Below are 19,585 nucleotides of genomic sequence, written 5' to 3'. Positions count from 1 at the left end.
CATGAGCAAACACGACTCGACGACTGACGATTCGACGACCGCAGGACCGACTCCCGAAACGACCGGCAAGACCGGCGCGATAGACATCAACGACCTGACCAAGATCTACGACCCCGAAGGCGAACACGTCGTCGCGGTCCAGGATATGGACCTTTCCGTCGGCGCCGAGGAGTTCGTCGCGTTGCTCGGTCCCTCGGGGTGTGGGAAGAGTACCGTCCTCGAGTGTATCGCCGGCTATCTGGATCCGACCGACGGTGAAGTCTTGGTCGATGGCAACCGGGTCTCCAAACCCGATCCGAAACGCGGCGTGGTCTTCCAGGAGAACCGCTTGTTCCCCTGGAAGACGATCAAAGAGAACGTCGAGTTCGGTCCGCGCATGCACGACAGCATCGAGGAAGGTCGTGCGGAGTCGATCCTCGACGAGATGGGACTCGACGGCTTCGAGGAGGCCTATCCGTCGGGACTCTCCGGCGGGATGCAACAGCGTGCGGAACTCGCCCGACTGCTTGCAAACGATCCCGACATCATGTTGATGGACGAGCCCTTCAGCGCGCTCGACGCACTCACCAAGGAGATCATGCAGAAGAAGCTCCTCGAGGTGTGGGAACGGGACAACCGGACGGTGTTGTTCATCACCCACGACGTCGAGGAGGCGATCCTGCTGGCCGACCGGGTAGTCGTCATGACCGCCCGTCCCGGCCAGGTCAAAGACGTCATCGACGTCGATATCGAACGGCCGCGTGACCCCGAGGTCGTCACGACCGACCGGTTCACCGAGTTGCGGGAACGCGCGCTCTCGGTTATTCGCGAGGAAGCCGAGCGCGCACTCGAGCAGGAGGACGGTGCCTGATGGACTCGCGACGCCGACTCGTCCGTGTGGGATCGATCCTCTCGGTGCCGATCCTCTGGTTCGTCGCCAGCCGGTTCGGTCTCCTCGCCGGTCTACCGGCACCCGTCGAAGTGGTCGACACGTACGTCGCCGAACTCTACCGCGATGACTTCTGGATCTCGACGATACGGAGTACGATTCGCGTGCTCGCCTCGTTCGTCATCGCAGCAGTGATCGCGATCCCGCTGGGGCTGTTGATCGGCCGGTATACGGTCTTTGCTGACCTGACCTTTCCCGCACTCGAGATGCTCCGGCCGATTCCGCCAATCGCGTGGATCCCGTTTACGATCCTCGTGTTGCCCGCCGCAGAGCTCTCGATCATGTTCATCACCTTCCTCGGCGCCTTCTTCCCGATCCTACTCAACACGATTCAGGGTGCACGCGGCGTGGAGGTCGAGTACTCGCGGGCCGCACAATCCCTCGGTGCCGACTCCTACCAGACGTTCCGTCACGTCATCTACCCGAGCGCGTTGCCGGCGATCCACGCCGGAATGATCGTCGGTATGGGGCTTGCGTGGGTTAACCTCATCGCCGCCGAGATGGTCGCCGGTGGGACCGGGCTCGGATTCCTGACGTGGTCGGCGTACACGAGCGGTTCGTATCCGACGATCATCGTCGGCATCATCACCATCGGGATCCTCGGTGCGGCCTCCTCGATGCTGGTGCGGATGATCGGTCACTGGCAGGTCGACTGGGCCACGGAACAGCCGGCCTAATACTGTCGGAAAGCAGTCAGTGAGACGTCGGTCGCGAACTCGCGGCCGTCACCGTCGGGACGGCCGCAGTCGTGCGACCGATCGTCGAATCGTACTGTTCAACAGTATAACTAGTAGCCTGCGTCCGACCGAACCGCTTTCGACGTCGGGGGCTACTATACTGACAAGACACTGAACGGCGAACGATTATCCGCTCGGTTCGAGTACGTCGCCTATGAGCGACGACACACTGACAAACGAGAGCGATACGTTCGAGATCGGCGGGACGTCCGTCCACCGACTGGGGTTCGGTGCGATGCGCCTCTGTGGTGGGGCCATCATCGGTCCACCCGACGACGAGGAACACGCCCGCAAGGTACTCGAGCGAGCGGTCGAACTGGGTATCGATTTCGTCGACACGGCCGACTCCTATGGCCCCGGTGTCAGCGAACGGCTCATCGGCGAGACGATCGGCGACCGCGACGACGTTCTCGTCGCGACCAAGGCCGGCCTCCTGCGCAACCGCGAGGGTGACTGGATCGCCCACGGCAAACCCGAGTACATCCGCAATCAGGTACTCGTCTCCCTCGACCGGCTTCGAACCGAGACGATCGACCTCTATCAGATTCACCGACCCGATCCCGACGTCCCCTTCGAGGACTCCGTGGCGACGTTCGCCGAACTCCAGGACGACGGCCTCGTCGACGCGATCGGTCTCAGTAACGTCTCCGTCGATCAACTCGAGACGGCCCGCGAACACGTCGACGTCGCCACTGTCCAGAACCGGTACAACGTCGGTGACCGATCGAACGCGGCCGTTCTCGAGGCCTGCGAGGACCACGGGATCGGCTTCATCCCGTGGGCACCCATCGACGCCGACGACCTCGCGGCCCACGGTGGCCTCATCGACACGATTGCGGCCAACTACGACGTGACGCGGCGACAGGTCGCATTGGCGTGGCTCCTCGAGCGCTCGCCCGTCACCTGTCCGATCCCGGGGACGTCCGATCCCGCACATCTCGAGGCGAACGTTGCGGCCTCGCGGCTGTCGCTGTCCGACGACGAGATCCAGCGGCTGACCGACACGGCCCGGTAACGATGTGTCACACGGTCTGTTGTCGTCACGTTCCGCCGATCGCCAACGGAGTCTGTGATCGGCGGGAGATCGGTACAGCAACCGTATCACTCGCCGACGTAGACCGTCTTCAGCCGCGAGCCACAGTGGGGACAGCAAAGCGTCTGCCACTTGGTCGGATCCAGTCCGCCCATCGTCTTCGTCCGCCGGGCGTCCTCGAGGTCGACGTCGGTTCCGCAGGTCGCACACGTCATTGTATCGTCACGCGCTGTCATCGATTCGAGTGAGGGTGTCGTCGGTATTCAGTCTCTATAGTAGCCACTGCAAGTCATTGCACACCTGATCGCCAGACGGATCGGCGATCAGTGTGTAAACCGTTGCAGTTGTTACTATAGTAGCCACTGAGAGCCGATGCCCACCCGATGGCACGGCGGTTGTGCGATCGGTTCAGTCGTCTATGGTCGTAAGCGGCGTCAGTTCGGCCCGGTCGTCGGCGTGTTTCCCGCTATCCAGACGGGAGCCAACATTCAACACGGACTAGATGCATTACTGATATATGATCGCAGAAAATACCGCCGTCGTCGTTATCGATCTCCAGAAAGAGTATTTCACCGAAGATCGGCCGTGGTACGTTCCCGACGGCGAGCGCGTCCTCGAGAACTGCCAGCGACTCCTCGACACTGCCCGTCAAAGCGGTGCGACCGTCGTTCACGCCCGTCACGTCCAGCCCAACCGAGACGCTCCCGTGTTCGCGTTGGGTTCGGAATACACCGAAATCGTCGACGACGTCGACGTTCGAGACGACGAGTACCTCGTGACGAAGACGAAACCGAGCTGTTTCCAGGACACTCGTCTCGCCGACATCCTCGTCCGAAACGGCATCGAAAACGTGGTCAGCATCGGCCTCCTGTCGGCAATCTGTGTCGACACTACCGCTCGCGAGGCCGACGCCCGCGGCTACAACTCCCACTACGTTACGGACGCGACGAGTACGTTCCCCATCGGTGACAACGATCCTGCCGAAATCACCGACACCATCGCTGCCGTCCACGACACGATCTTCTCAGACGTCACGACGACCGATACGATCATCGATCGCCTCGAGTAGCGCGACTCGTTGGTCAGACTGATGTTCGATTCGCCGACGACTCCTTCGGCTCACGGATTTGTTCGTCGTGAAAAAGTCCGGGTGCGAGAATCGAACAACGCCGAGACGTGCTCGCTTCGCTGCGCGTGTCTCGTCTCGTTCGATCTCGGTCGGACTTTCGACTCCTCCGTGAAGTCGTCGTTAGAAAGTCCGGGTGCGAGAATCGAACCCGCGTCTCAGCCTCCACAAGGCTGAAGGATAACCACTACCCCAACCCGGACACGCGCTTACACCATTTGGTAGGGGCGGTCGGACTGAAATACGTTACGACTCGAGTACGCGTCTATGCGAGACAGTACCGCGGGATTTACCGGCGTACCATCTCGGTCCGTCGGTGGCTGCCTTCGATCCACGACCGAGACGTTTTTCGGCACAGCGCCGGTAGTACCGCCAACGCGTGGCCATCACCGACAAAATCTACGTCAAGAACCACCGACAGTTGAGCTCTCAGCTCGAGACGAACATCCCGAAGGGCGCGTTCAAAGGGGCGACGCTCGATATGCTCTTCCAGGGAGAGGGCTTGGAGAAGCTCGACGACGCCACCCGCGATCGCGTCCTCGATTTCACGGAGGACTTTCTCGACTGTGACTGTGATAACAACCCCTACTGTGGCTGTCCCGAGCGGAAGTTCATCCAGTATCTGCTCGAGCTCCGGGCACAGGGTCTCGGCCCGGACGCGATCGTCGACGTGATGACCGACGACTACATGGTCTATGCCTACCCTGGCGATATCCTCTCGTTTCTCGACGACGCGGTCCGGACGCTCGAGGCTGCTGAAGGACTTGCACGTGTCGAGGGTGCCGACGAGAAGTACGACGAGATCCGACGCGAAAAGCAGAACCTGGCTCGCTAGTCCCGTTCCACCCGTCGACTGCTGGGTCGAATCGGACGACACCGCAGGATTCGCCCCAGCAGTGCAGGCGTGGACCGCCACTAGTCGCTGCGACACGCTCGAAATCGGCTGTCGACACCCGTATTCTCGCGGCACTCGAATGCATCGAGCCCGCACCACCACGGAGAGAACGGCCCGCTATCGCAGTATCACCCGCCGCTACCGAAGCTGGTACGATTCGTCCCCGTCGTCTAAATCGTCGAGCAAGAGCACCTCGTCTTCTTCGTCCTCGAGGCGATCCTGTAGCTCGTTGACGTAGGCCTTGTACTCGTCGAGTTGCTCCCGGAGGTGGTCGGCCTCGAGTTCGAGGCGTTCGTGTTCGCGGATGAAGCTCTTGGGTACTTCGACGGTCGGCGGAAACGTCCGCTCGCCGTCTTCGCCCTCGTTGTCGCCCCCCATCGCCGCCAGTTCGGCCTCGGGAACGACCTCGACCTGTCCGTCGTGTTCGACGAGTTGGTCGACGTAGTCCCGGAAAACGGCGGACAACGAGATGTCACGTTCTTCGGCGATGTCCTGGAGCGCCTCGAACGCGTCCTCGTTTACCCGAAACGAGATCGTCTTGTTCTTGTTGCCCATCAGCGTCTATTCGTCGACCATGACACTTAACGGTTCGTCAGACGAGGTGTCGTGGCGCGCGGTTTTGCAACGAAACCGTCGGGGACAGTTACGGTCTCCTGTCGTCACTGCCCACCGATCGCCGACCCCCTGGCGATTGGCGGGCGATCGGTACAGCAGTCCGTAACTGGCGGACTGTCGGATCGATCACCATCACTCGGTATCCGGTGTCAGTCCCTTCTCTTCGAGTTCCGCGACCGCCGCGTCGCGTTTCTCGAGGTCCGCAAGTCCCATCCCGTCGAGCACGTGATCGGCTTTCGTAAACTGGATCTCCTCGTAGTCGACGATCTGGACGCGGTTGCCCCAGGGATCGCGAAATTCGAGTCCCGGAACGTCGAGGCGGTCGACCTCGAGGTCTGCGAGCCGCCGTTCGACGCGATCGGCGTCGTCGACGACGAGTCCGAAGTGGCGAGCGTCGTCGATCGTCTCGCCTGCGTCGTCGGTCGCCGCGAGCGCGACGAACTGATCGCCCATATCGACGAACGCTTTCGTGTCGCTGCGGTTTCGCAGGCCGAACTCGAACAGTGACTCGTAGAACTCGAGGGCTGTGTCGATGTCGCCGACCTCGAGGGCGACGTGGTTCGTGCCGACGAGGCGCGCTCGGTCGTCGTCTGTCTCGGTCATCGCACCCGTTCGGTTCGACACCCGACACGGTAACGGCTGTGCTGGCAACACCAGTGGGACCCACCTCGTATTCGATGCGTCGCTCGGTGTTTGGCACTCGCCGCCGTGGCTGTGAAAAAGAACGGACCGGGCGAGTCGGTTAGACGGTTGCTTCGGCGTCCTCGCTTTCGACGTCCTCGAGGCTCTCGAGGGCGGCGATAACGTCGTTGCGGTAGTTGACGACCGGCGAGTCGTAGCGCTCGCGGGCCATCTGGGCGTACTCGTTTGTCGGTGCCGTCGAGGCGCTTTCGGGGGCCTCCTGTTCGGCTTCCCACTCCTCGAAGGCCTCGATTCGCTCGAGCGTTCGCTCGGCGGTTTCGACGACCCAGCGGTCGCGGGTAGCGTCGTCGACGACCGAGATCGACTCTGGTCGGACGGAGACGTTGACGGTGCCGTCGTCGGTCTCGTACGTCCGCGGTTTGCCGACGATAGAGACGTAGGCCGGCGGTTCGGTGTCCCGGAGCACCGAGGCGGCCTCGGGCTGGTACTGGCCAGCGTAGACGAAGAAGGTCCCCGTCGGATCGACGACGCGGCCACGCCAGTACTCGCTGTCCTCACCGACGTCTTCCGTTTCGGTCAGCGTCCCGACGATGAACACGCGGTTGGCCCGATCGCCGGTCGGGAGCAACGCGTAGTTCGGTGCGCGCTCGTCGTCGCTCTCTTTGAAGGTGTACGTCGAATCGTTGAATTCGGAGGCGAAGGCGCGTCGAGCGACTTCGCGGGTGAGTTCTGCCTGACTCATGTTACATCGACCTCGCTTTGATCAGCAGTTCCTCTGGATCCGCTGGCCCGTCGAGTTCTTCGACGTCGTCGGCTAAGATGTAGCGGCCGAACGTCGGCCCCTCGATGCGGTAGTAGGTACCGACGATATCGGCCGCGATTTCGTCGGCGACGATGGTCGTGTCCAGGGCGTCCATCGCCATCTCCTTTGCCTCCTCGAGACTCATCCCAGTGAGTTCCTCGGTGGCTTCCTTGTCGAAGATGACCTCGTGGGCGTCGATTCCGTCGTCGACGACGGCCTTGATCCGGAGGTCGAACTCGCCTTCGACCTCGCCGTGTTCGTTACAGCGGCCGTTCTGGAGGACGCGGGTACAGCCCTCCTTCGGACAGCGCTTGATCAGTCCGCTGCCGCTTTGCATGTCGACGAGCGCACCTTCGATCTGGCTGGTGTCGTCGCCGACCTCTAAGTCTTCGTCGAGCTTCTCGATGACCGTCGTCGAGTTGAGTTTGACCGAGTACCGGCCCTGGTACTCGTCGGTGACGACGTTTCGAAGGCGGTAGACCTCGCCCTCCTCGAGGGCAGGCAGGTCGGATTTCGCCCACTTGGTGAACTTGATCGTCCCCGTGGGGTCGCCCAGCAGGCCGACCTGGGCGACGGAGTCACTTCGGGGGTCCCAGAGTTCGATGACCTTCGCGGTGAGGTCGATCCACTGTTCGGGCTCGTCGACGTCCTCGACGTTTGCCTCTTCGCTGCCGCCCTGCGAGATGTCCTCTCGCTCGAGGCCGGCTTCTTCCAAGTAGTGGTTGGTAACGCTTCGGCGTGCTTCGTCGATCGGCACCTTGTACTCGTCGACGAGCGTGGTCAGGCGCTCCTCGACGTCGTCGACGGAGACGTCGATGTGCTCCGAGAACTGGTCGTGTATATCGTCCGCGTGCTGTCGTACGTCGCTCATGGTGTCACGCCTCCTCTTTCGTTTCACTGGGAGGCATACCGCGTTTCGCGCCCGATAGTATTTAAACTGCCGGCACCGGAGCGAAAGTGAACTACGGGTCCGACGCGGGAGTCGGTAACACGATCGGACGTCGTTTTGCTCCGTTCCGGTTGCATTGACATCCTCCCACGGCTGAAGGACGTGGGATTCCTCGGTGGGTGATTCAGGCCGTGCCTGACTCTGAGGCAAGATTCCCCTCACAGGTACTCCGGTTTGTGGACTCCTCTTTGGTCGCGTGACCACGCTGTCGCCAGCAGTGGTCGTTCCACTCAAGGCGAGGCACCTTGCGGTGTCCCCTCTCAGGCCCGTTCTGACCCGAGTCCACAGGCCGTGCCATCGGCCTTTCTCCAGTGAAATCAACATCGCCATCTACCACGCTTTGCAGGAAATTGGGTGAGCGATGGAAAGTTGGCAGTCGCGCTGTCGTCTGGTGGCCGACCGAAGAATCGTAACGTGGGAATCACGGCTAGAGTGTCGCCTGTGGACTTATTCTCTGTGCCTATCGCTTGCACCCACCCCTGAAGGGGATGGGCTTCCGCTCGCTACGTGTCAACGTCACTTGCGCTGTATCCGGGTTCTCCTTGTACTCCTTTTTCAACGGTCGCTGCTCTTCTTGCAACCCTCTCCCATTGGTCTTTATGACTGTTCGGACACGGAAATGGTTTCACCGGGGACGACGCCGCTCTACGACGTCTTTCCGCAACTACCGGCGGCCGATAGGACGCAGCCACGTCGAAGCCGGCGTCTTCTGTCGGCTGACTCGAGAGAATCCACAGACACTGTATTAGTTCCGGGACCGTCGACTGGCCTCGAGAATCTGTCACAGCGACGGGACTATGTGGTCTGCGACCCAACGGAACGGGTATGACGGACCGTCGTCGGATCGAGCGATTCCTGCGCTCGAAGCTCCAGGAGGCCGGTGAGCAGTACGAACAGGTTCGTGGGTCGACCAGCGACCAACTCGAGGAAGCCCGCGAGGCCTACACGATCGCGAAAAATGCCCGGAGCCTCCCCTCGGACGAGGCCGGTCGGGCGAAGATCGTCTGCCGTCGCCACGCCGAACAGCGGGCGGCGAAACTCGACGACCAGTATCGCCCGGCCTGTTACGAGGCGGGACATCCCGACTGTGAGGGATGTGCGGAGGACGTCCGCGCGGGCCGGATCGAGACCTGGGACGACTGATACGGACTGCTGTAACTCGTTACTGCCGATCGCCAGGACGGGGTCGGCGACCGGCAGGACAGCGGTCCGTATCAGTCGCCGTTCGAAAGCTGTCTCTCCGGCGTCTCGCTACTCGACTCGTCTTCCGGGAAGAACGCCCAGACGAGGACGAGCGCGACGATGGCGAGTCCAAGGACGACCGACTCGAGGACCGTGAGTTCGATGTTGGCCCAGGCCAGTACCGTCCGTAACTCGACGATTATCGGCGCGATAAACGCGAGGATGATGAGCAAGGCTTCTTTGGAGACTCGCATTATCGGATCACCCCCGTAAGCGTCGTCTGGACGAACTCACCGGTGGTCGCGATCGCTGCAGTCGTATACTGCTCGAGCGTGAACGCGAGCAGCGACAGCGTCTCGATGCTCACCGGGAACGGGCTGATGTCGGGACCGTACAGGCCGCCGCGGTCGACGATGCTCATCAGCGGGAACGAGTACGCGAGGATCACGAGAACGACCGCGATCGCAGTCCAGAGTTTGAGGTTGTCGAGGACCTGTGGCGAGTCTTCGGGACCGGACAGCGTCTCGGCGAACTCGTTTGCTGGGAGGTCGTCGCTCCGTCCGTTGAACGCCGTTCCGACCACGTTCGCGAGGAACAGCACGATCGAAATCGCGAGCAGGGCGCCACCGAGTGCGAGCTGGAAGTCGAGTTCGGCGACGCTACCGACGCCAGCCTCGAACTCGAAGCCCTGATACTGCGGTTCGGCGGTGCGACGCGGAATGCCAAGCAGCCCGGCGCGATGCATCGAGTTGGACATGAACGTCATCCCGAGGAACCAGAGGACGACCTGGACGAGCGCGACCGAGCGGTTCCACAGCGCCTTGCCGGTCAGTTGCGGCAGGAGCCAGTAGGTGGCGGCCATGAACGTCAACGCGGAGGCGGTCCCGACGGTGAGGTGGAAGTGACCGGGGACCCACAGCGTGTTGTGGACGAGGTAGTTGATGTTCATCCCGGCGTTGATCATCCCGGAGAAGCCGCCGGCGGCGAACATCAGGCCGGCAAGTGCCATCCCGGCGAAGACCGGGTCACGCCACGGGAGGGCCTTGAGCCAGCCGAAATACCCTGTGCCACCGCGCTGACGGGCGCCGTGTTCCATGCTGGCGACGACCGTAAACGCCGTCAGCAGGCTCGGCAGCAGCAGGAACATCGTGTTCGTCATCGCGATGAACTTGAATCCTTCAGCGATACCCGGGTCGAGATACTGGTGGTGGATCCCGACGGGAGTCGAGAGCAGAAGGAAGAGGATGAACACGACGCGCGCAAGCGGGTCGCTGAACAGTTTGCCACCCGAAATCTTCGGGAGCATGACGTACCACATCATGTACGCCGGTAGCAGCCAGAAGTAAACGACAGGGTGGCCCCAGAACCAGAACAGGGTCCGGGTCAGCGTCGGGTTCACCGAGTCGATGATCCCGAGCGACCACGGCAGCAGGAACACGAGGATCGACACTGCAATGCCGATCGTCGCGATGTACCACATGAGCATGGTGGTCAACACCATAAACGTCGGCAGCGGGATCCGCTCGTCGGGGTTCTCCTGCTTCCAGGCCCACCACGAACGGAACCAGTCGGCACCGGCGAGCCAGGTACCGACGACGAACACCACGAGACCGAGGTAGAACAACCAGTGGGCCTGTAGTGGTGCGTAGAACGTAAAGAGCACGTCCGCGCTCATGTCGATCGAGTCGGTAAAGCCAGCCAGGATCGCTGCTGCGGCCATCACCGTCCCGATCGTCATCAGGCCGTACCAGAGCCAGGTGAACCTGATGTCTTCGACGCCGCGGTCTAAACTCGTCGTTACCGCCCAGGTAAACACGCCCACGAGGAAGAAGATCGTGAACGTAACGACCAGGAAGACCCCGTGAGCGGTGAGGACGGTGTAGTACATGTCCGACTCGATGAACCGATAGATATCGGTCCGGTGAAGGGTCTGGATAATCCCGAACAGCCCCCCGAGTGCGAGCGCGAGGAACGAACTGTACAGGGCCGATCTGACGACCCGCGCTTCGGCGGGGAAGTTATCGATATACGTCCCACCGCTTTCACTCATCGTCATCACCTCCGTCGTCCTCGAGGTCGTCGACGACGGTCACGGTGCCACTGTCCTCGTAGTCGTCGACGGTGACAGACCAGTCGTGGTCGCCCTCGCCGAGGTCAGCGGCGTCGACGGTGATCGTCGTCTCGTAGGTACTGTCACCCTCGACCGTGACGTCCTCTTCGAACGTCTCCTCGCCGATCTCGGCTTCGATCGTCGTCTCGAGGTCGTCGAGCATGCCGTTCTCGACGGAGACGTTGAGCGTTACCTCGTCGTCTTCGGCGACCTCGTCGTCGCCCTCGACCTCGAGTTCGGTCATGTCGAACTCGTCTTCGGGGACGACGTGGAGCTGGCCTTCCATGGTGTGATGACCGGAGCCACAGTATTCGTTGCAGACGACCCCGTACTCACCGGGCTCGTCGAACTCGGCGGTCATCGACGAGACCTCGCCGGGGATGACCATCGTATTAATGTTCGTTCCAACGACGCTGAAGCTGTGAATAACGTCAGTACTCGTCACGTAAAACGTCACCTCACTATTCGCCGGTACTTCGATCGGATCCGGCTGGTACATGAACGTCCGAGCGACGACGTAGGCTTCGTACTCGTTTTCACCCACGTGTTCGACGCGCGGATCGTTGAACCGATCGTCTTCATCGAGCGCGTCGGGATCGATGGTCTCCTCTTCGTCGTCGACCATCGAGATCCCGAGTCCGACCGCTCCGTACGTGATCGTTGCGATGAGTGCAACGATCAGCACCATCGCTGCACCCAGCCACAGTTTCTCGTACGTGTGTATTTTCATCCCACCACCCCTGACGCCACGACCGTCCCGACGACGGTCGGATCGTTACCGAGGAACTCGACGAAGTACATGAAGAACCACAGGAACACGAGTAACACGAAGTATAGGAGGATCAACGCGAGTGTTCCCACCGGGTTGTACTCGTCGTGACCGATCTCTCGTTTCTCTTCTGGCTTTTCTATCGCCTGACCCATAGATCGGTGTAAGGATAGTCCAGGGTTAACCGCTAGATCGATTCCCAGCAGGTAGGAACCGGGTAGAGTATTATAGGCTTCCGCGTCTAACCTGTTAGCATGGATCTCGAAGACGTCTCTCCACGCGGTGCGCTCATCATCGCATTACTGGCGCTTTTGCCGGTTGCGTGGTTCGGGCTGGGGCGTTCGCTCTCCGCCGGAGCCGTCACCGCGATCAACGTGTTGATCATCGTCACTGCACTCTACATCGCGTTCACGCCGATCTCCGACGAGCACGGACACGGCTCGAGCAAGGCGACGTAAAAAGTGATGACCGAACCCGGGACGAGTTTCAAATCGTCCCAGGCGACGCGGTATCGTTTCGGTTCACGACACGTTCACACTCGACGGTCCGCTGAGTTCCGTCCACGGAACCGGACCGCCACACCAGTCGTTCGTAACGAACCGATAACCACTCTCTCAGCTACTGTCAGATCTAACTCCCCTCCATGAGCCGCCGCCCGATATCCGAGACGTCCGAAACCGAGCCCAGCGACGGGTATCCGTCGTCGGCTTCGGAGTCGGACGACGACGGTTGTACTCTCTGTTCGTTCCCGGTTCCGGCCGAGCCGATCACCGACCCCGACGTCGACGGGCAGTTCTGCTGTCAGGGCTGTCTCCAGGTCCACCAGGCACTCGACGACGTCGACGATGCCGACGCCGACGCGGTTCGCGACCGACTCGATGACGACCCGTCGACGCTCGACGACTGCGATGGCGACGACGCGTTTCTCGCGGTCGACGGGATGCACTGTGCGACCTGTGAGGCGTTTCTCGAAACTCGAGCGACCTCCACCGAGGGGATCCTCGGTGCCGAGGCGAGCTACGCGACGGATACGCTGCGGTTGGCGTACGATCCGGAGACGGTCGACGACGACGAACTCGCCGACATCGTCTCGGGCTACGGGTACGAGGCCCGCGATCGGGATGCCGGTCGCGGCGAGGACCACCGCGACGCCGCGCTCGTAAAGTTCCTCATCGGCGGCGGGCTGTTCGGGATGATGGTGATGGTCTGGTACGCCGTTTTCCTCTATCCGACCTACTTTGGCTACGAGCCGCTGGCGGAGTTCGGCAGCTACGACGGCTACTACGTGGCCGTCAACATCTGGCTGATGACGTCGTTCGTCCTCTTCTATACGGGCTGGCCGATCCTGCGCGGTGCATACGTGAGTCTCCGCGCGGGGATGCCGAATATGGACCTGCTCGTCTCGCTCGCCGCACTGGGTGCGTACGCCTACAGCACGCTTGCGATGGGACTCGGCCGGACGGACCTCTACTTCGACGTCTCGGTCGCGATCGTGCTGGTCGTCACTGGGGGTACCTACTACGAGGGGACGATCAAGCGTCGTGCCGCCGGACTCCTCTCCGACCTCACCGAAGCCCAGGTCGACGAGGCTCGACTCGCCGAGACCGGTGAAACGGTCTCGATCGACGCGATCGAGCCGGGAGATCGGCTACTCGTCCGACCGGGCGAACGTGTGCCACTGGACGGGACGGTCCACGAGGGACAGGCAGCCGTCGACGAATCGCTGATCACCGGCGAGTCATTGCCCGTCGAGAAGGAATCTGGTGACCCCGTTCGCGGTGGGACCGTCGTCACTGACGCGCCGCTTGTCGTCACCGTCGGCGAAGACGCCGAGAGCACCCACGACCGACTCGTCTCCTTGCTCTGGTCGATCCAGAGCGCCCGCCCGGGCGTCCAGCGACTCGCCGACAAGCTCGCGACGGTGTTCGTCCCGCTGGTCGTCACGCTCGCGACTCTCGTGACCGCTACCTTGCTCGCGACCGGCTCGGACCTCTCGACGGCGTTTCTCATCGGGTTGACCGTCGTCATCGTCTCCTGTCCCTGTGCGCTCGGGCTCGCGACGCCGCTGGCGATCGCCTCGGGTGTCCAGACCGCGGCGAAACGCGGGATCGTCGTCGCCGCGGAGACGATCTTCGAAGACGCCCCCGACGTCGACATCGTCGTCCTCGACAAGACGGGGACGCTCACCGAGGGGGCGATGTCCGTCGAAGGGTTACACGTCGACGGCGGTGACGAGGATACCGAACGGACAGTGCTCCGTCGCGCTGCAGCCGTCGAGGCGCTCTCCGAGCATCCGATCGGAGCCGCGATCGTCGACGCGGCACGCGATCGCGAAGAGATCGACGACGCGGACGCGATCGTCGACACCGAGACGTTCGAACGCCACGTCCGCGGCGTCAGCGCCCAGATCGACGGGGAACGCGTCGTCGTCGGCCACCCCGACTGCTGTCGCGATCACGGTCTATCGATCCCCGAGAGTCTCGAGTCCCGACTCGAGGCGGCACGGGCTGCCGGTGACGTGCCGGTCGTCGTCGGCTGGGACGGCCGTGCCCGCGGCGTGATCGTCGTCGGTGATGCACCCCGCGAGCGCTGGCAGGAGGCCGTTAGGACGCTTTCGGACGGCCGGGAGGTCGTCGTCCTCACCGGTGACGAAGGACCGGCGGCAGACCGGTTCCGAGACGTCGACGGCGTTAGCGAGGTCTTTGCGGGCGTCCCACCGGAAGCGAAGGCGGAGACGGTCCGTCGACTCCGGGGACGCGGCACCGTCGCGATGGTCGGCGACGGCAGCAACGACGCACCGGCGCTTGCGGCTGCCGACGTCGGTATCGCGCTGGGCAGCGGGACGGAACTGGCGACCGATGCTGCGGACGCCGTGATCGTTGGCGACGACCTCGAGTCGGTCGCGGAGACGTTCGACGTCGCGAACGGAACGCATCGACGGATACGACAGAACCTCGGCTGGGCGTTCGTCTACAACGCAATCGCGATCCCGCTTGCGATCACCGGGCTGTTGAACCCGCTTTTCGCCGCCGTCGCGATGGCGGCGAGTAGTTTCCTCGTCGTCGTCAACTCCGCGCGGTCGCTGTGAGCCTGGGTTCTCGGCTCGACTCGAGTTCCGTCGGTATGTGTCCGGTCACTCGTCGTCGGCCAGTAGTTGAAAGCGGATCAAATCCGGAACTCTGTCTCATCCTACTATTCGATATACATTTAATTAATTAACACATTATTATATTGCAATTATATGAATTTGTTTGACTCTCGATACCTATTTACTATCAGCTTCTGTCCACCAGTAGGTCATGTTCCCGTTGGCGTGCTCCTGACAGATGATCTCGCCATTGCCAACAAGATTGTTGAATCGGTTCTAGATGTCCCCGACCTGTATCGTACTCACTCTCGAACTCAGCTTAAACTCCGGAAAGAGGGCGTAAGACCGCTGATCAAGCATCGAGAGTTCCGTCCCATCGATCACGCGCATAACGCGCGGATCGATAGGACCCTATGGTCAAAGAGCGTTGTCTGAGACCGTCATCTCGGTGATCAAGCGCATGCTCGGCGACGCCGTGCGTGCGCGAACCGAGGCATCAATGAGTGTGAAGTACGTCCGACAGAGTACGCATACAAGTGCCAATCTGCGTTGAGTCGACATCCTGTTCGAAGAGGTTCGATTACACATGATCTTCAATCGAATACCCTCGAACGGATCGTAAGCGATCGGATGGACATACTGAAGAGGCACTACGATCAGCGGTCCGCTAGAAAAGGCTTGAGCAACGCCGCCAATACCTTTCAGACGAATAGTGTCAATAGTTATTCTCGGACGAATACTGCCATTCAAAGACAGCACTATTAATAGTATTCACAATAATTAGACAGTAATGAGCCAGATCGGACCACTCATAGTCAATAGCCAGGATCTCAAACTGGCACTGGTCATCAGTACGGTATTGGCGTTGCTCGCGTTTTTCACCTCGAATCATCAGGACCCTATCAACAGGGTGTTGGTAACAGTAGTACTATGGATGGTTGCGATGCTTACTGTTATTATTATCTCATCTGACAAACGTTGAAAAGGTCAAAATAGTAGAGTCAGCAGGAGCAGGCCGGTTCCATTGAGCAGACCCGTTCGGGAGCTGTAACACCTTTTTCAAGAATAATCCAACAGACGACGGCAACGGCAAGACCACAGGCGAGCCCACCCATTCCACCAGTCGGGATGGCTGCGGCAGCGCAAATCAACCACGAATAAGTCCCACATCCAACTACGTTAGCCGCTGAAACAAGGTCCTTACAGGCCCAACATGGCATTGGGTCTAGTTCACATTCGTTCGGGTCAAAATCCTCAGATTGGATGCCAATAGTATCTTTTTGTTGTAATTCTGTGGATCGTTTTGTGACGGTCTCGTCCCGCACGGTCAACTTTTCAGTTGATTGAGAGAAGGCGTTGTCCTCTGCGTCAACTGTTTGTTTTTCGGTGTCATCTGGAATACCGACGACGAGCTCGTCGGAGCGAAGTGGGAATCCGCTGGTATCATCATGTTCGATGACGGTTGCCTTGCTCGGAATGGGGCAAGAGCTAGAAAGGGAAATACCGATTTCAACCGACTGATCGGTATTGTCTTGATCGTACGAGAACATTACCGCGGTGAACGACTCGCCATCAGCAGGAGTCAGTGAGAATGCAGCACGCTCTTCTTTACTAATTTCTTTCCCGTCCTCCTGCAAGGCTTTCTTGAGGGTCTTGTATTCGTCCGAGCGTTTCGCTCTGGCAACAGCTTTATTTTTTTCCGGACCTCCAAGTTCGACTATATCTACTTCTGATTCATTCGCCACCACCGAACTGGATAGGCCAGCGGCTCCGATCCCAGCCGCTCCTGCAACGCCAATGCTTCTTAAGCAATTCCGACGGCTAAATCCATCTTTGCCTTCCATGCACTTAGAAGGTATTACTATTATAACTTAAATCTAATAGTATTAGAAAATGACTGATTTATATATAGATTATAATAATCTGTTTCCTTCGGTTTATGCTTCTATTTCGTCGATCGGATGTTCGAACAACCGTTCACCGGTCTCTTCACACGTGACGGCAACGACTTCGTGGGACTGACAGCAGGATTCGACGGTTTCCGTTCTCATCACCGTATCATCACCACTTGTGGGACACGTTTCAAGGAACATCCGTAATCCGTTGAGAAGACTGCCTTTCGCTTCCGGCGGATAGGCGTCCCACTGCGGGTCCCGTTTATTGAGTACGTGCGCAGCAGTGACATCTGCGACGAGCGCAGCCTGTGATGGCCACTGGCCAATCGTTCGTTCCGCCTGTTTTAAGACTTGTGCGTCACCGAACTCTTCGATCTCATACGTGCGTTCAGACTGGTCTTCGTCCTCACTATCCAGTTGTTCACTGGTATCAAATCCGAATGTACGTGCTGCATCAGTTGCATCAAGCGACTCACTATCAGTTTTCGCTATTTGTTCATTCCACTCTTCGGTGAACTCCTCAGTAAGACAAAGATCGTCTTCGTCTGCACACGGTTCTAAGACAAACTGTTCGAGGAAATATTCCTCAGGGGAAGGTGGCGAGACGGCTTCAGTTGCTGTCGTTTCCAATTCATCATTTGGGTCCACGTCTTCTGTGTGAGAGTCAGTTGATGTAGGCGGATTAGATTTCTCAGTAGAGGTGCCCGTCTCTGTTGGCTCAGTCGCTGCAAGCCCACTCTGTACGGGCGGACGTTCCGATTCCTTACCGAACCATTGAAGTACTGCTGCCGGGAGATATCGTTTTGTTAATGTAGGCGTCTTTGGTACAAGATATCCACGTAAGTAAATCAATACAAGCGACATACCGATAGAGAAAACTCCAACAAGTTTCGACTTCCGGCTGATAATACCACCAAGGATTATCGCGATTATTACGTTAACAACCGTACACGCTTCACATCTATTCTCACCAGTATATTCTGGTTGATGAAGGCGTTCAGCGATGGACTCACTCATCAATCAGAAATTATGGATTAAAAAAACATATATTTTTCTGTTTAGGTGGGTGGAATTTTTCTGCGGATTCACATGGGAAAGGCAGGAAACGAAGTTCGGGACCCTCGTGTACGCGGAAGTCAACGATTCCGATGCTGGACCAGAACCTACTTCGAAGTCGACGAACTCACTGGAGAGCTATAGTAACCGTTAGAACTTTCCGCCCGTAGATTGTTACTATAGATAATGGACCATCTCGACGAGATCTCCGTCGAAGAACTCCAAGATGCCCTTGATAGAGTTGATGGATCTAAGCCGACACAACGGTTGTTAGCGGCGATTGCCTACAAGAACGGCGTGAATCAGACCGAACTTGCAGAATGGCACGACACTGGTCGAAGAACAATCTACAGTTGGCTCATGCGACTCGATACGGACGAACCGCTTGAGCAAGCCGTTTCTGATGCTCATCGATCCGGGAGAAAACGAAAGCTTTCAGGAAAACAGCAAAAAGAGTTCGAACAAACCGTTCACGAACCTCCCGAGAAAGTCGGGATCAACGCGCCGGCGTGGACGCCGGCGCTCGTCCAGCAGTATCTCGACGAAACCTACGGCGTCGAGTACTCTTATCCGAGTTGCCGGCGGTTGCTCAAAGAAGCGGGATTGAGCTATCAAAAACCACGCCGTACAGCCGCCGAATCTGAGGCTGAGGAACAAGAAGCGTTCCGCGAAGAACTCAAAAAAAGCGACGGGAAATGGACGCCACAGTAGTCTGTATCGACCAAACCAAGAAATCCGTCCAAGTTGAGCCGCGTGCCGCGTGGTTTCCTCGCGGCACGCGACCGTCTGTTGAACTGTCCGGACAACGCGACTGGACGTGTCTCTTAGGCGCGATCACCGAGAACGGTGATCGCTTTTTCGCTCGGTTTGAAGAGTACGTTACCGCAGATCACGCAAAACATTTCATTCTTGCGTTATGTAACGAGTTCGAAGATGACTTGATTGTTGTGTTGGATGGAGCGCTATATTTTCGGGCGTCGGCCGTCACGGACCTAGCGGCCCGTGACGACCTCGCCTTCGTGACATTGCCGGCGTACTCGCCAGAGCTTAATCCCGTCGAAGAGTGCTGGAGACAGCTCCAAGCGGCACTTAGCAATCGTTTCTTTGACTCACTCAACGAGCTTACAACAGCGATTGATACAGCTATTGATCAGATTACCGTTCCAAAAGTGAGTAATTATTTCTAACGCCTACTATAGAAGGCGGGGCCCCGAAGAAATACCGTGGGCTGCCAGACAACACTGACCTCTTCCTCGTCTACGAAGACGGGGATGTCGAGGCATGCCGAACTGCTACAAACCCCGAAAGGAAAGGGATCGCAGAAATTGTCGGATCCACGGATGAAGAAGAGAAGATACCTATCATCTACGATGCGGAAACTGGTGTATTCGAGACTGCCAAATCGAATGATGACGGAGAGAAGGGCGAGCAGTACCGAATCGAACCTAACACTCTCAGCGTCCTTTCTGAGTTTCTGTTTCCAGCGATTTGCCGTACTCATGTGGACAATCCCTTCTCTTTCGCCTAATTTAACTCGTCTGTCCCACCCACCGTCAGGGCCGGATGCGCCGCTCTCGTGTACCTCGTATCCGAGAGCGCGCAAAAATGCCATCCCGAACTGCTCGAAGGGCCGCCGGTCGATTATCTCGAGATTGAACTCCAGTTCGTCATGTAGGGTGGACACTAATATCAATTAGATAATAACACTGGTCCGCTGGGGAAAGGACCCAGGCAACGCCGTCACCAGCGATGTCACAG

21 protein-coding genes, 1 tRNA gene and 1 pseudogene are annotated in these 19,585 nt (G+C 59.2%); 10 read left to right on the top strand and 13 right to left on the bottom strand.

Translation table 11 applies throughout. The annotated features are described in order from the left end of the window. Position 1 precedes the first annotated feature (1 nt). The 3 genes from RBH26_RS09805 (at position 2) to RBH26_RS09795 (ending at position 2,680) form a co-directional block, all read left to right on the top strand. Positions 2–850, top strand: coding sequence for an ABC transporter ATP-binding protein (locus RBH26_RS09805; protein WP_306758058.1), 849 nt, complete (start codon positions 2–4; stop codon positions 848–850). Further along, positions 850–1,605, top strand: coding sequence for an ABC transporter permease (locus RBH26_RS09800; protein WP_306758057.1), 756 nt, complete (start codon positions 850–852; stop codon positions 1,603–1,605). Before RBH26_RS09805 ends, RBH26_RS09800 begins: the two co-directional genes overlap by 1 nt. A 214-nt stretch (positions 1,606–1,819) precedes the next feature. Next, on the top strand, positions 1,820–2,680 hold the full coding sequence (locus RBH26_RS09795; RefSeq protein ID WP_306758056.1) for an aldo/keto reductase: 861 nt from the start codon (positions 1,820–1,822) through the stop codon (positions 2,678–2,680). 86 nt (positions 2,681–2,766) lie between these two features. Here RBH26_RS09795 and RBH26_RS09790 read toward each other — a convergent pair whose 3' ends face one another. Next, positions 2,767–2,934 (bottom strand): hypothetical protein, encoded by a 168-nt coding sequence (locus RBH26_RS09790; protein WP_306758055.1) that lies wholly within the window; start codon positions 2,932–2,934, stop codon positions 2,767–2,769. Positions 2,935–3,215: 281 nt separating this feature from the next. On the opposite strand from RBH26_RS09790, the gene RBH26_RS09785 reads away from it, so the two are divergent. Next, entirely contained in the window at positions 3,216–3,767 is a 552-nt protein-coding gene (locus RBH26_RS09785) for an isochorismatase family protein (RefSeq protein WP_306758054.1), read from the top strand. A gap of 187 nt (positions 3,768–3,954) precedes the next feature. Here the strand turns inward: RBH26_RS09785 and RBH26_RS09780 are convergent. Then, positions 3,955–4,026, bottom strand: a tRNA-His gene (locus RBH26_RS09780). Between the two features lie 177 nt (positions 4,027–4,203). On the opposite strand from RBH26_RS09780, the gene RBH26_RS09775 reads away from it, so the two are divergent. Further along, positions 4,204–4,659, top strand: coding sequence for a DUF5814 domain-containing protein (locus tag RBH26_RS09775; RefSeq protein WP_306758052.1), 456 nt, complete (start codon positions 4,204–4,206; stop codon positions 4,657–4,659). A 198-nt stretch (positions 4,660–4,857) separates the two neighbouring features. Here the strand turns inward: RBH26_RS09775 and RBH26_RS09770 are convergent, their stop codons facing one another. From RBH26_RS09770 to RBH26_RS09755, 4 genes are all read right to left on the bottom strand, one after another. Then, on the bottom strand, positions 4,858–5,274 hold the full coding sequence (locus tag RBH26_RS09770) for a ribbon-helix-helix protein, CopG family (RefSeq protein ID WP_306758051.1): 417 nt from the start codon (positions 5,272–5,274) through the stop codon (positions 4,858–4,860). A gap of 192 nt (positions 5,275–5,466) precedes the next feature. Continuing rightward, the gene (locus tag RBH26_RS09765; protein ID WP_306758050.1) at positions 5,467–5,937 is read right to left on the bottom strand and encodes a VOC family protein; all 471 of its coding nucleotides are present in this window, start codon (positions 5,935–5,937) and stop codon (positions 5,467–5,469) included. Positions 5,938–6,076: 139 nt separating this feature from the next. Beyond that, positions 6,077–6,718, bottom strand: a complete 642-nt coding sequence (locus RBH26_RS09760; RefSeq protein WP_306758049.1) for a DNA-binding protein — start codon at positions 6,716–6,718, stop codon at positions 6,077–6,079. 1 nt (position 6,719) lies between these two features. Further along, on the bottom strand, positions 6,720–7,649 hold the full coding sequence (locus tag RBH26_RS09755; RefSeq protein ID WP_306758048.1) for a replication factor A: 930 nt from the start codon (positions 7,647–7,649) through the stop codon (positions 6,720–6,722). A gap of 903 nt (positions 7,650–8,552) precedes the next feature. Between RBH26_RS09755 and RBH26_RS09750 the strand changes: the two genes are divergently transcribed. After that, complete coding sequence (locus RBH26_RS09750) at positions 8,553–8,870, top strand: hypothetical protein (RefSeq protein ID WP_306758047.1); 318 nt, start codon at positions 8,553–8,555, stop codon at positions 8,868–8,870. A gap of 71 nt (positions 8,871–8,941) precedes the next feature. Here the strand turns inward: RBH26_RS09750 and RBH26_RS09745 are convergent, their stop codons facing one another. Genes RBH26_RS09745 through RBH26_RS09730 form a run of 4 tightly spaced genes read right to left on the bottom strand, consistent with a single transcriptional unit; the run spans position 8,942 to position 11,943 of the window. Continuing rightward, positions 8,942–9,163: a CbaC protein gene (locus RBH26_RS09745; RefSeq protein WP_306758046.1), complete on the bottom strand. Its 222-nt coding sequence runs from the start codon at positions 9,161–9,163 to the stop codon at positions 8,942–8,944. Then, the gene (locus RBH26_RS09740) at positions 9,163–10,965 is read right to left on the bottom strand and encodes a b(o/a)3-type cytochrome-c oxidase subunit 1 (RefSeq protein WP_306758044.1); all 1,803 of its coding nucleotides are present in this window, start codon (positions 10,963–10,965) and stop codon (positions 9,163–9,165) included. The genes RBH26_RS09745 and RBH26_RS09740 overlap by 1 nt, the downstream gene beginning before the upstream one ends. After that, positions 10,952–11,749, bottom strand: a complete 798-nt coding sequence (locus RBH26_RS09735; RefSeq protein ID WP_306758043.1) for a cytochrome c oxidase subunit II — start codon at positions 11,747–11,749, stop codon at positions 10,952–10,954. The genes RBH26_RS09740 and RBH26_RS09735 overlap by 14 nt, the downstream gene beginning before the upstream one ends. Further along, positions 11,746–11,943: a hypothetical protein gene (locus tag RBH26_RS09730; protein ID WP_306758042.1), complete on the bottom strand. Its 198-nt coding sequence runs from the start codon at positions 11,941–11,943 to the stop codon at positions 11,746–11,748. The genes RBH26_RS09735 and RBH26_RS09730 overlap by 4 nt, the downstream gene beginning before the upstream one ends. A 99-nt stretch (positions 11,944–12,042) precedes the next feature. Here RBH26_RS09730 and RBH26_RS09725 point away from each other — a divergent pair, with 99 nt between their 5' ends. From RBH26_RS09725 to RBH26_RS09715, 3 genes and pseudogenes are all read left to right on the top strand, one after another. After that, on the top strand, positions 12,043–12,246 hold the full coding sequence (locus tag RBH26_RS09725) for a cytochrome-ba3 oxidase subunit (protein WP_306758040.1): 204 nt from the start codon (positions 12,043–12,045) through the stop codon (positions 12,244–12,246). A 185-nt stretch (positions 12,247–12,431) separates the two neighbouring features. Beyond that, entirely contained in the window at positions 12,432–14,876 is a 2,445-nt protein-coding gene (locus RBH26_RS09720; RefSeq protein WP_306758039.1) for a cation-translocating P-type ATPase, read from the top strand. Between the two features lie 321 nt (positions 14,877–15,197). Beyond that, positions 15,198–15,366, top strand: a pseudogene (locus tag RBH26_RS09715) (IS5/IS1182 family transposase); the annotation flags it as partial. 511 nt (positions 15,367–15,877) lie between these two features. Here the strand turns inward: RBH26_RS09715 and RBH26_RS09710 are convergent. Continuing rightward, the gene (locus RBH26_RS09710) at positions 15,878–16,720 is read right to left on the bottom strand and encodes a halocin C8-like domain-containing protein (protein ID WP_306758038.1); all 843 of its coding nucleotides are present in this window, start codon (positions 16,718–16,720) and stop codon (positions 15,878–15,880) included. 93 nt (positions 16,721–16,813) lie between these two features. Beyond that, the gene (locus RBH26_RS09705) at positions 16,814–17,788 is read right to left on the bottom strand and encodes a hypothetical protein (RefSeq protein WP_306758037.1); all 975 of its coding nucleotides are present in this window, start codon (positions 17,786–17,788) and stop codon (positions 16,814–16,816) included. A gap of 225 nt (positions 17,789–18,013) precedes the next feature. On the opposite strand from RBH26_RS09705, the gene RBH26_RS09700 reads away from it, so the two are divergent. Next, a protein-coding gene (locus RBH26_RS09700) for an IS630 family transposase (protein ID WP_306758036.1) occupies positions 18,014–19,014 on the top strand; the annotation gives its coding sequence in 2 pieces (ribosomal slippage) (positions 18,014–18,506 and positions 18,506–19,014; 1,002 coding nt in all). Here the strand turns inward: RBH26_RS09700 and RBH26_RS09695 are convergent. Further along, positions 19,011–19,511, bottom strand: a complete 501-nt coding sequence (locus RBH26_RS09695) for a hypothetical protein (protein WP_306758034.1) — start codon at positions 19,509–19,511, stop codon at positions 19,011–19,013. The two genes, RBH26_RS09700 and RBH26_RS09695, sit on opposite strands and share 4 nt — an antisense overlap. Positions 19,512–19,585 lie beyond the last annotated feature (74 nt).

This window comes from Natronolimnohabitans sp. A-GB9 (assembly GCF_030848565.1).
Classification (GTDB): Archaea; Halobacteriota; Halobacteria; order Halobacteriales; family Natrialbaceae; genus Natronolimnohabitans.
This window is presented reverse-complemented; position numbering and strand designations above follow the sequence as displayed.

Bases quoted from the DNA above. Each gene is read 5' to 3' on its own strand.
- RBH26_RS09705 (WP_306758037.1), bottom strand. From the start codon at position 17,788: ATGAGTGAGTCCATCGCTGAACGCCTTCATCAACCAGAATATACTGGT.
- RBH26_RS09795 (WP_306758056.1), top strand. From the start codon at position 1,820: ATGAGCGACGACACACTGACAAACGAGAGCGATACGTTCGAGATCGGC.
- RBH26_RS09750 (WP_306758047.1), top strand. From the start codon at position 8,553: ATGACGGACCGTCGTCGGATCGAGCGATTCCTGCGCTCGAAGCTCCAG.
- RBH26_RS09765 (WP_306758050.1), bottom strand. From the start codon at position 5,937: ATGACCGAGACAGACGACGACCGAGCGCGCCTCGTCGGCACGAACCAC.
- RBH26_RS09785 (WP_306758054.1), top strand. From the start codon at position 3,216: ATGATCGCAGAAAATACCGCCGTCGTCGTTATCGATCTCCAGAAAGAG.
- RBH26_RS09755 (WP_306758048.1), bottom strand. From the start codon at position 7,649: ATGAGCGACGTACGACAGCACGCGGACGATATACACGACCAGTTCTCG.
- RBH26_RS09790 (WP_306758055.1), bottom strand. From the start codon at position 2,934: ATGACAGCGCGTGACGATACAATGACGTGTGCGACCTGCGGAACCGAC.
- RBH26_RS09805 (WP_306758058.1), top strand. From the start codon at position 2: ATGAGCAAACACGACTCGACGACTGACGATTCGACGACCGCAGGACCG.
- RBH26_RS09745 (WP_306758046.1), bottom strand. From the start codon at position 9,163: ATGCGAGTCTCCAAAGAAGCCTTGCTCATCATCCTCGCGTTTATCGCG.
- RBH26_RS09800 (WP_306758057.1), top strand. From the start codon at position 850: ATGGACTCGCGACGCCGACTCGTCCGTGTGGGATCGATCCTCTCGGTG.
- RBH26_RS09735 (WP_306758043.1), bottom strand. From the start codon at position 11,749: ATGAAAATACACACGTACGAGAAACTGTGGCTGGGTGCAGCGATGGTG.
- RBH26_RS09730 (WP_306758042.1), bottom strand. From the start codon at position 11,943: ATGGGTCAGGCGATAGAAAAGCCAGAAGAGAAACGAGAGATCGGTCAC.
- RBH26_RS09760 (WP_306758049.1), bottom strand. From the start codon at position 6,718: ATGAGTCAGGCAGAACTCACCCGCGAAGTCGCTCGACGCGCCTTCGCC.
- RBH26_RS09710 (WP_306758038.1), bottom strand. From the start codon at position 16,720: ATGGAAGGCAAAGATGGATTTAGCCGTCGGAATTGCTTAAGAAGCATT.
- RBH26_RS09740 (WP_306758044.1), bottom strand. From the start codon at position 10,965: ATGACGATGAGTGAAAGCGGTGGGACGTATATCGATAACTTCCCCGCC.
- RBH26_RS09725 (WP_306758040.1), top strand. From the start codon at position 12,043: ATGGATCTCGAAGACGTCTCTCCACGCGGTGCGCTCATCATCGCATTA.
- RBH26_RS09720 (WP_306758039.1), top strand. From the start codon at position 12,432: ATGAGCCGCCGCCCGATATCCGAGACGTCCGAAACCGAGCCCAGCGAC.
- RBH26_RS09770 (WP_306758051.1), bottom strand. From the start codon at position 5,274: ATGGGCAACAAGAACAAGACGATCTCGTTTCGGGTAAACGAGGACGCG.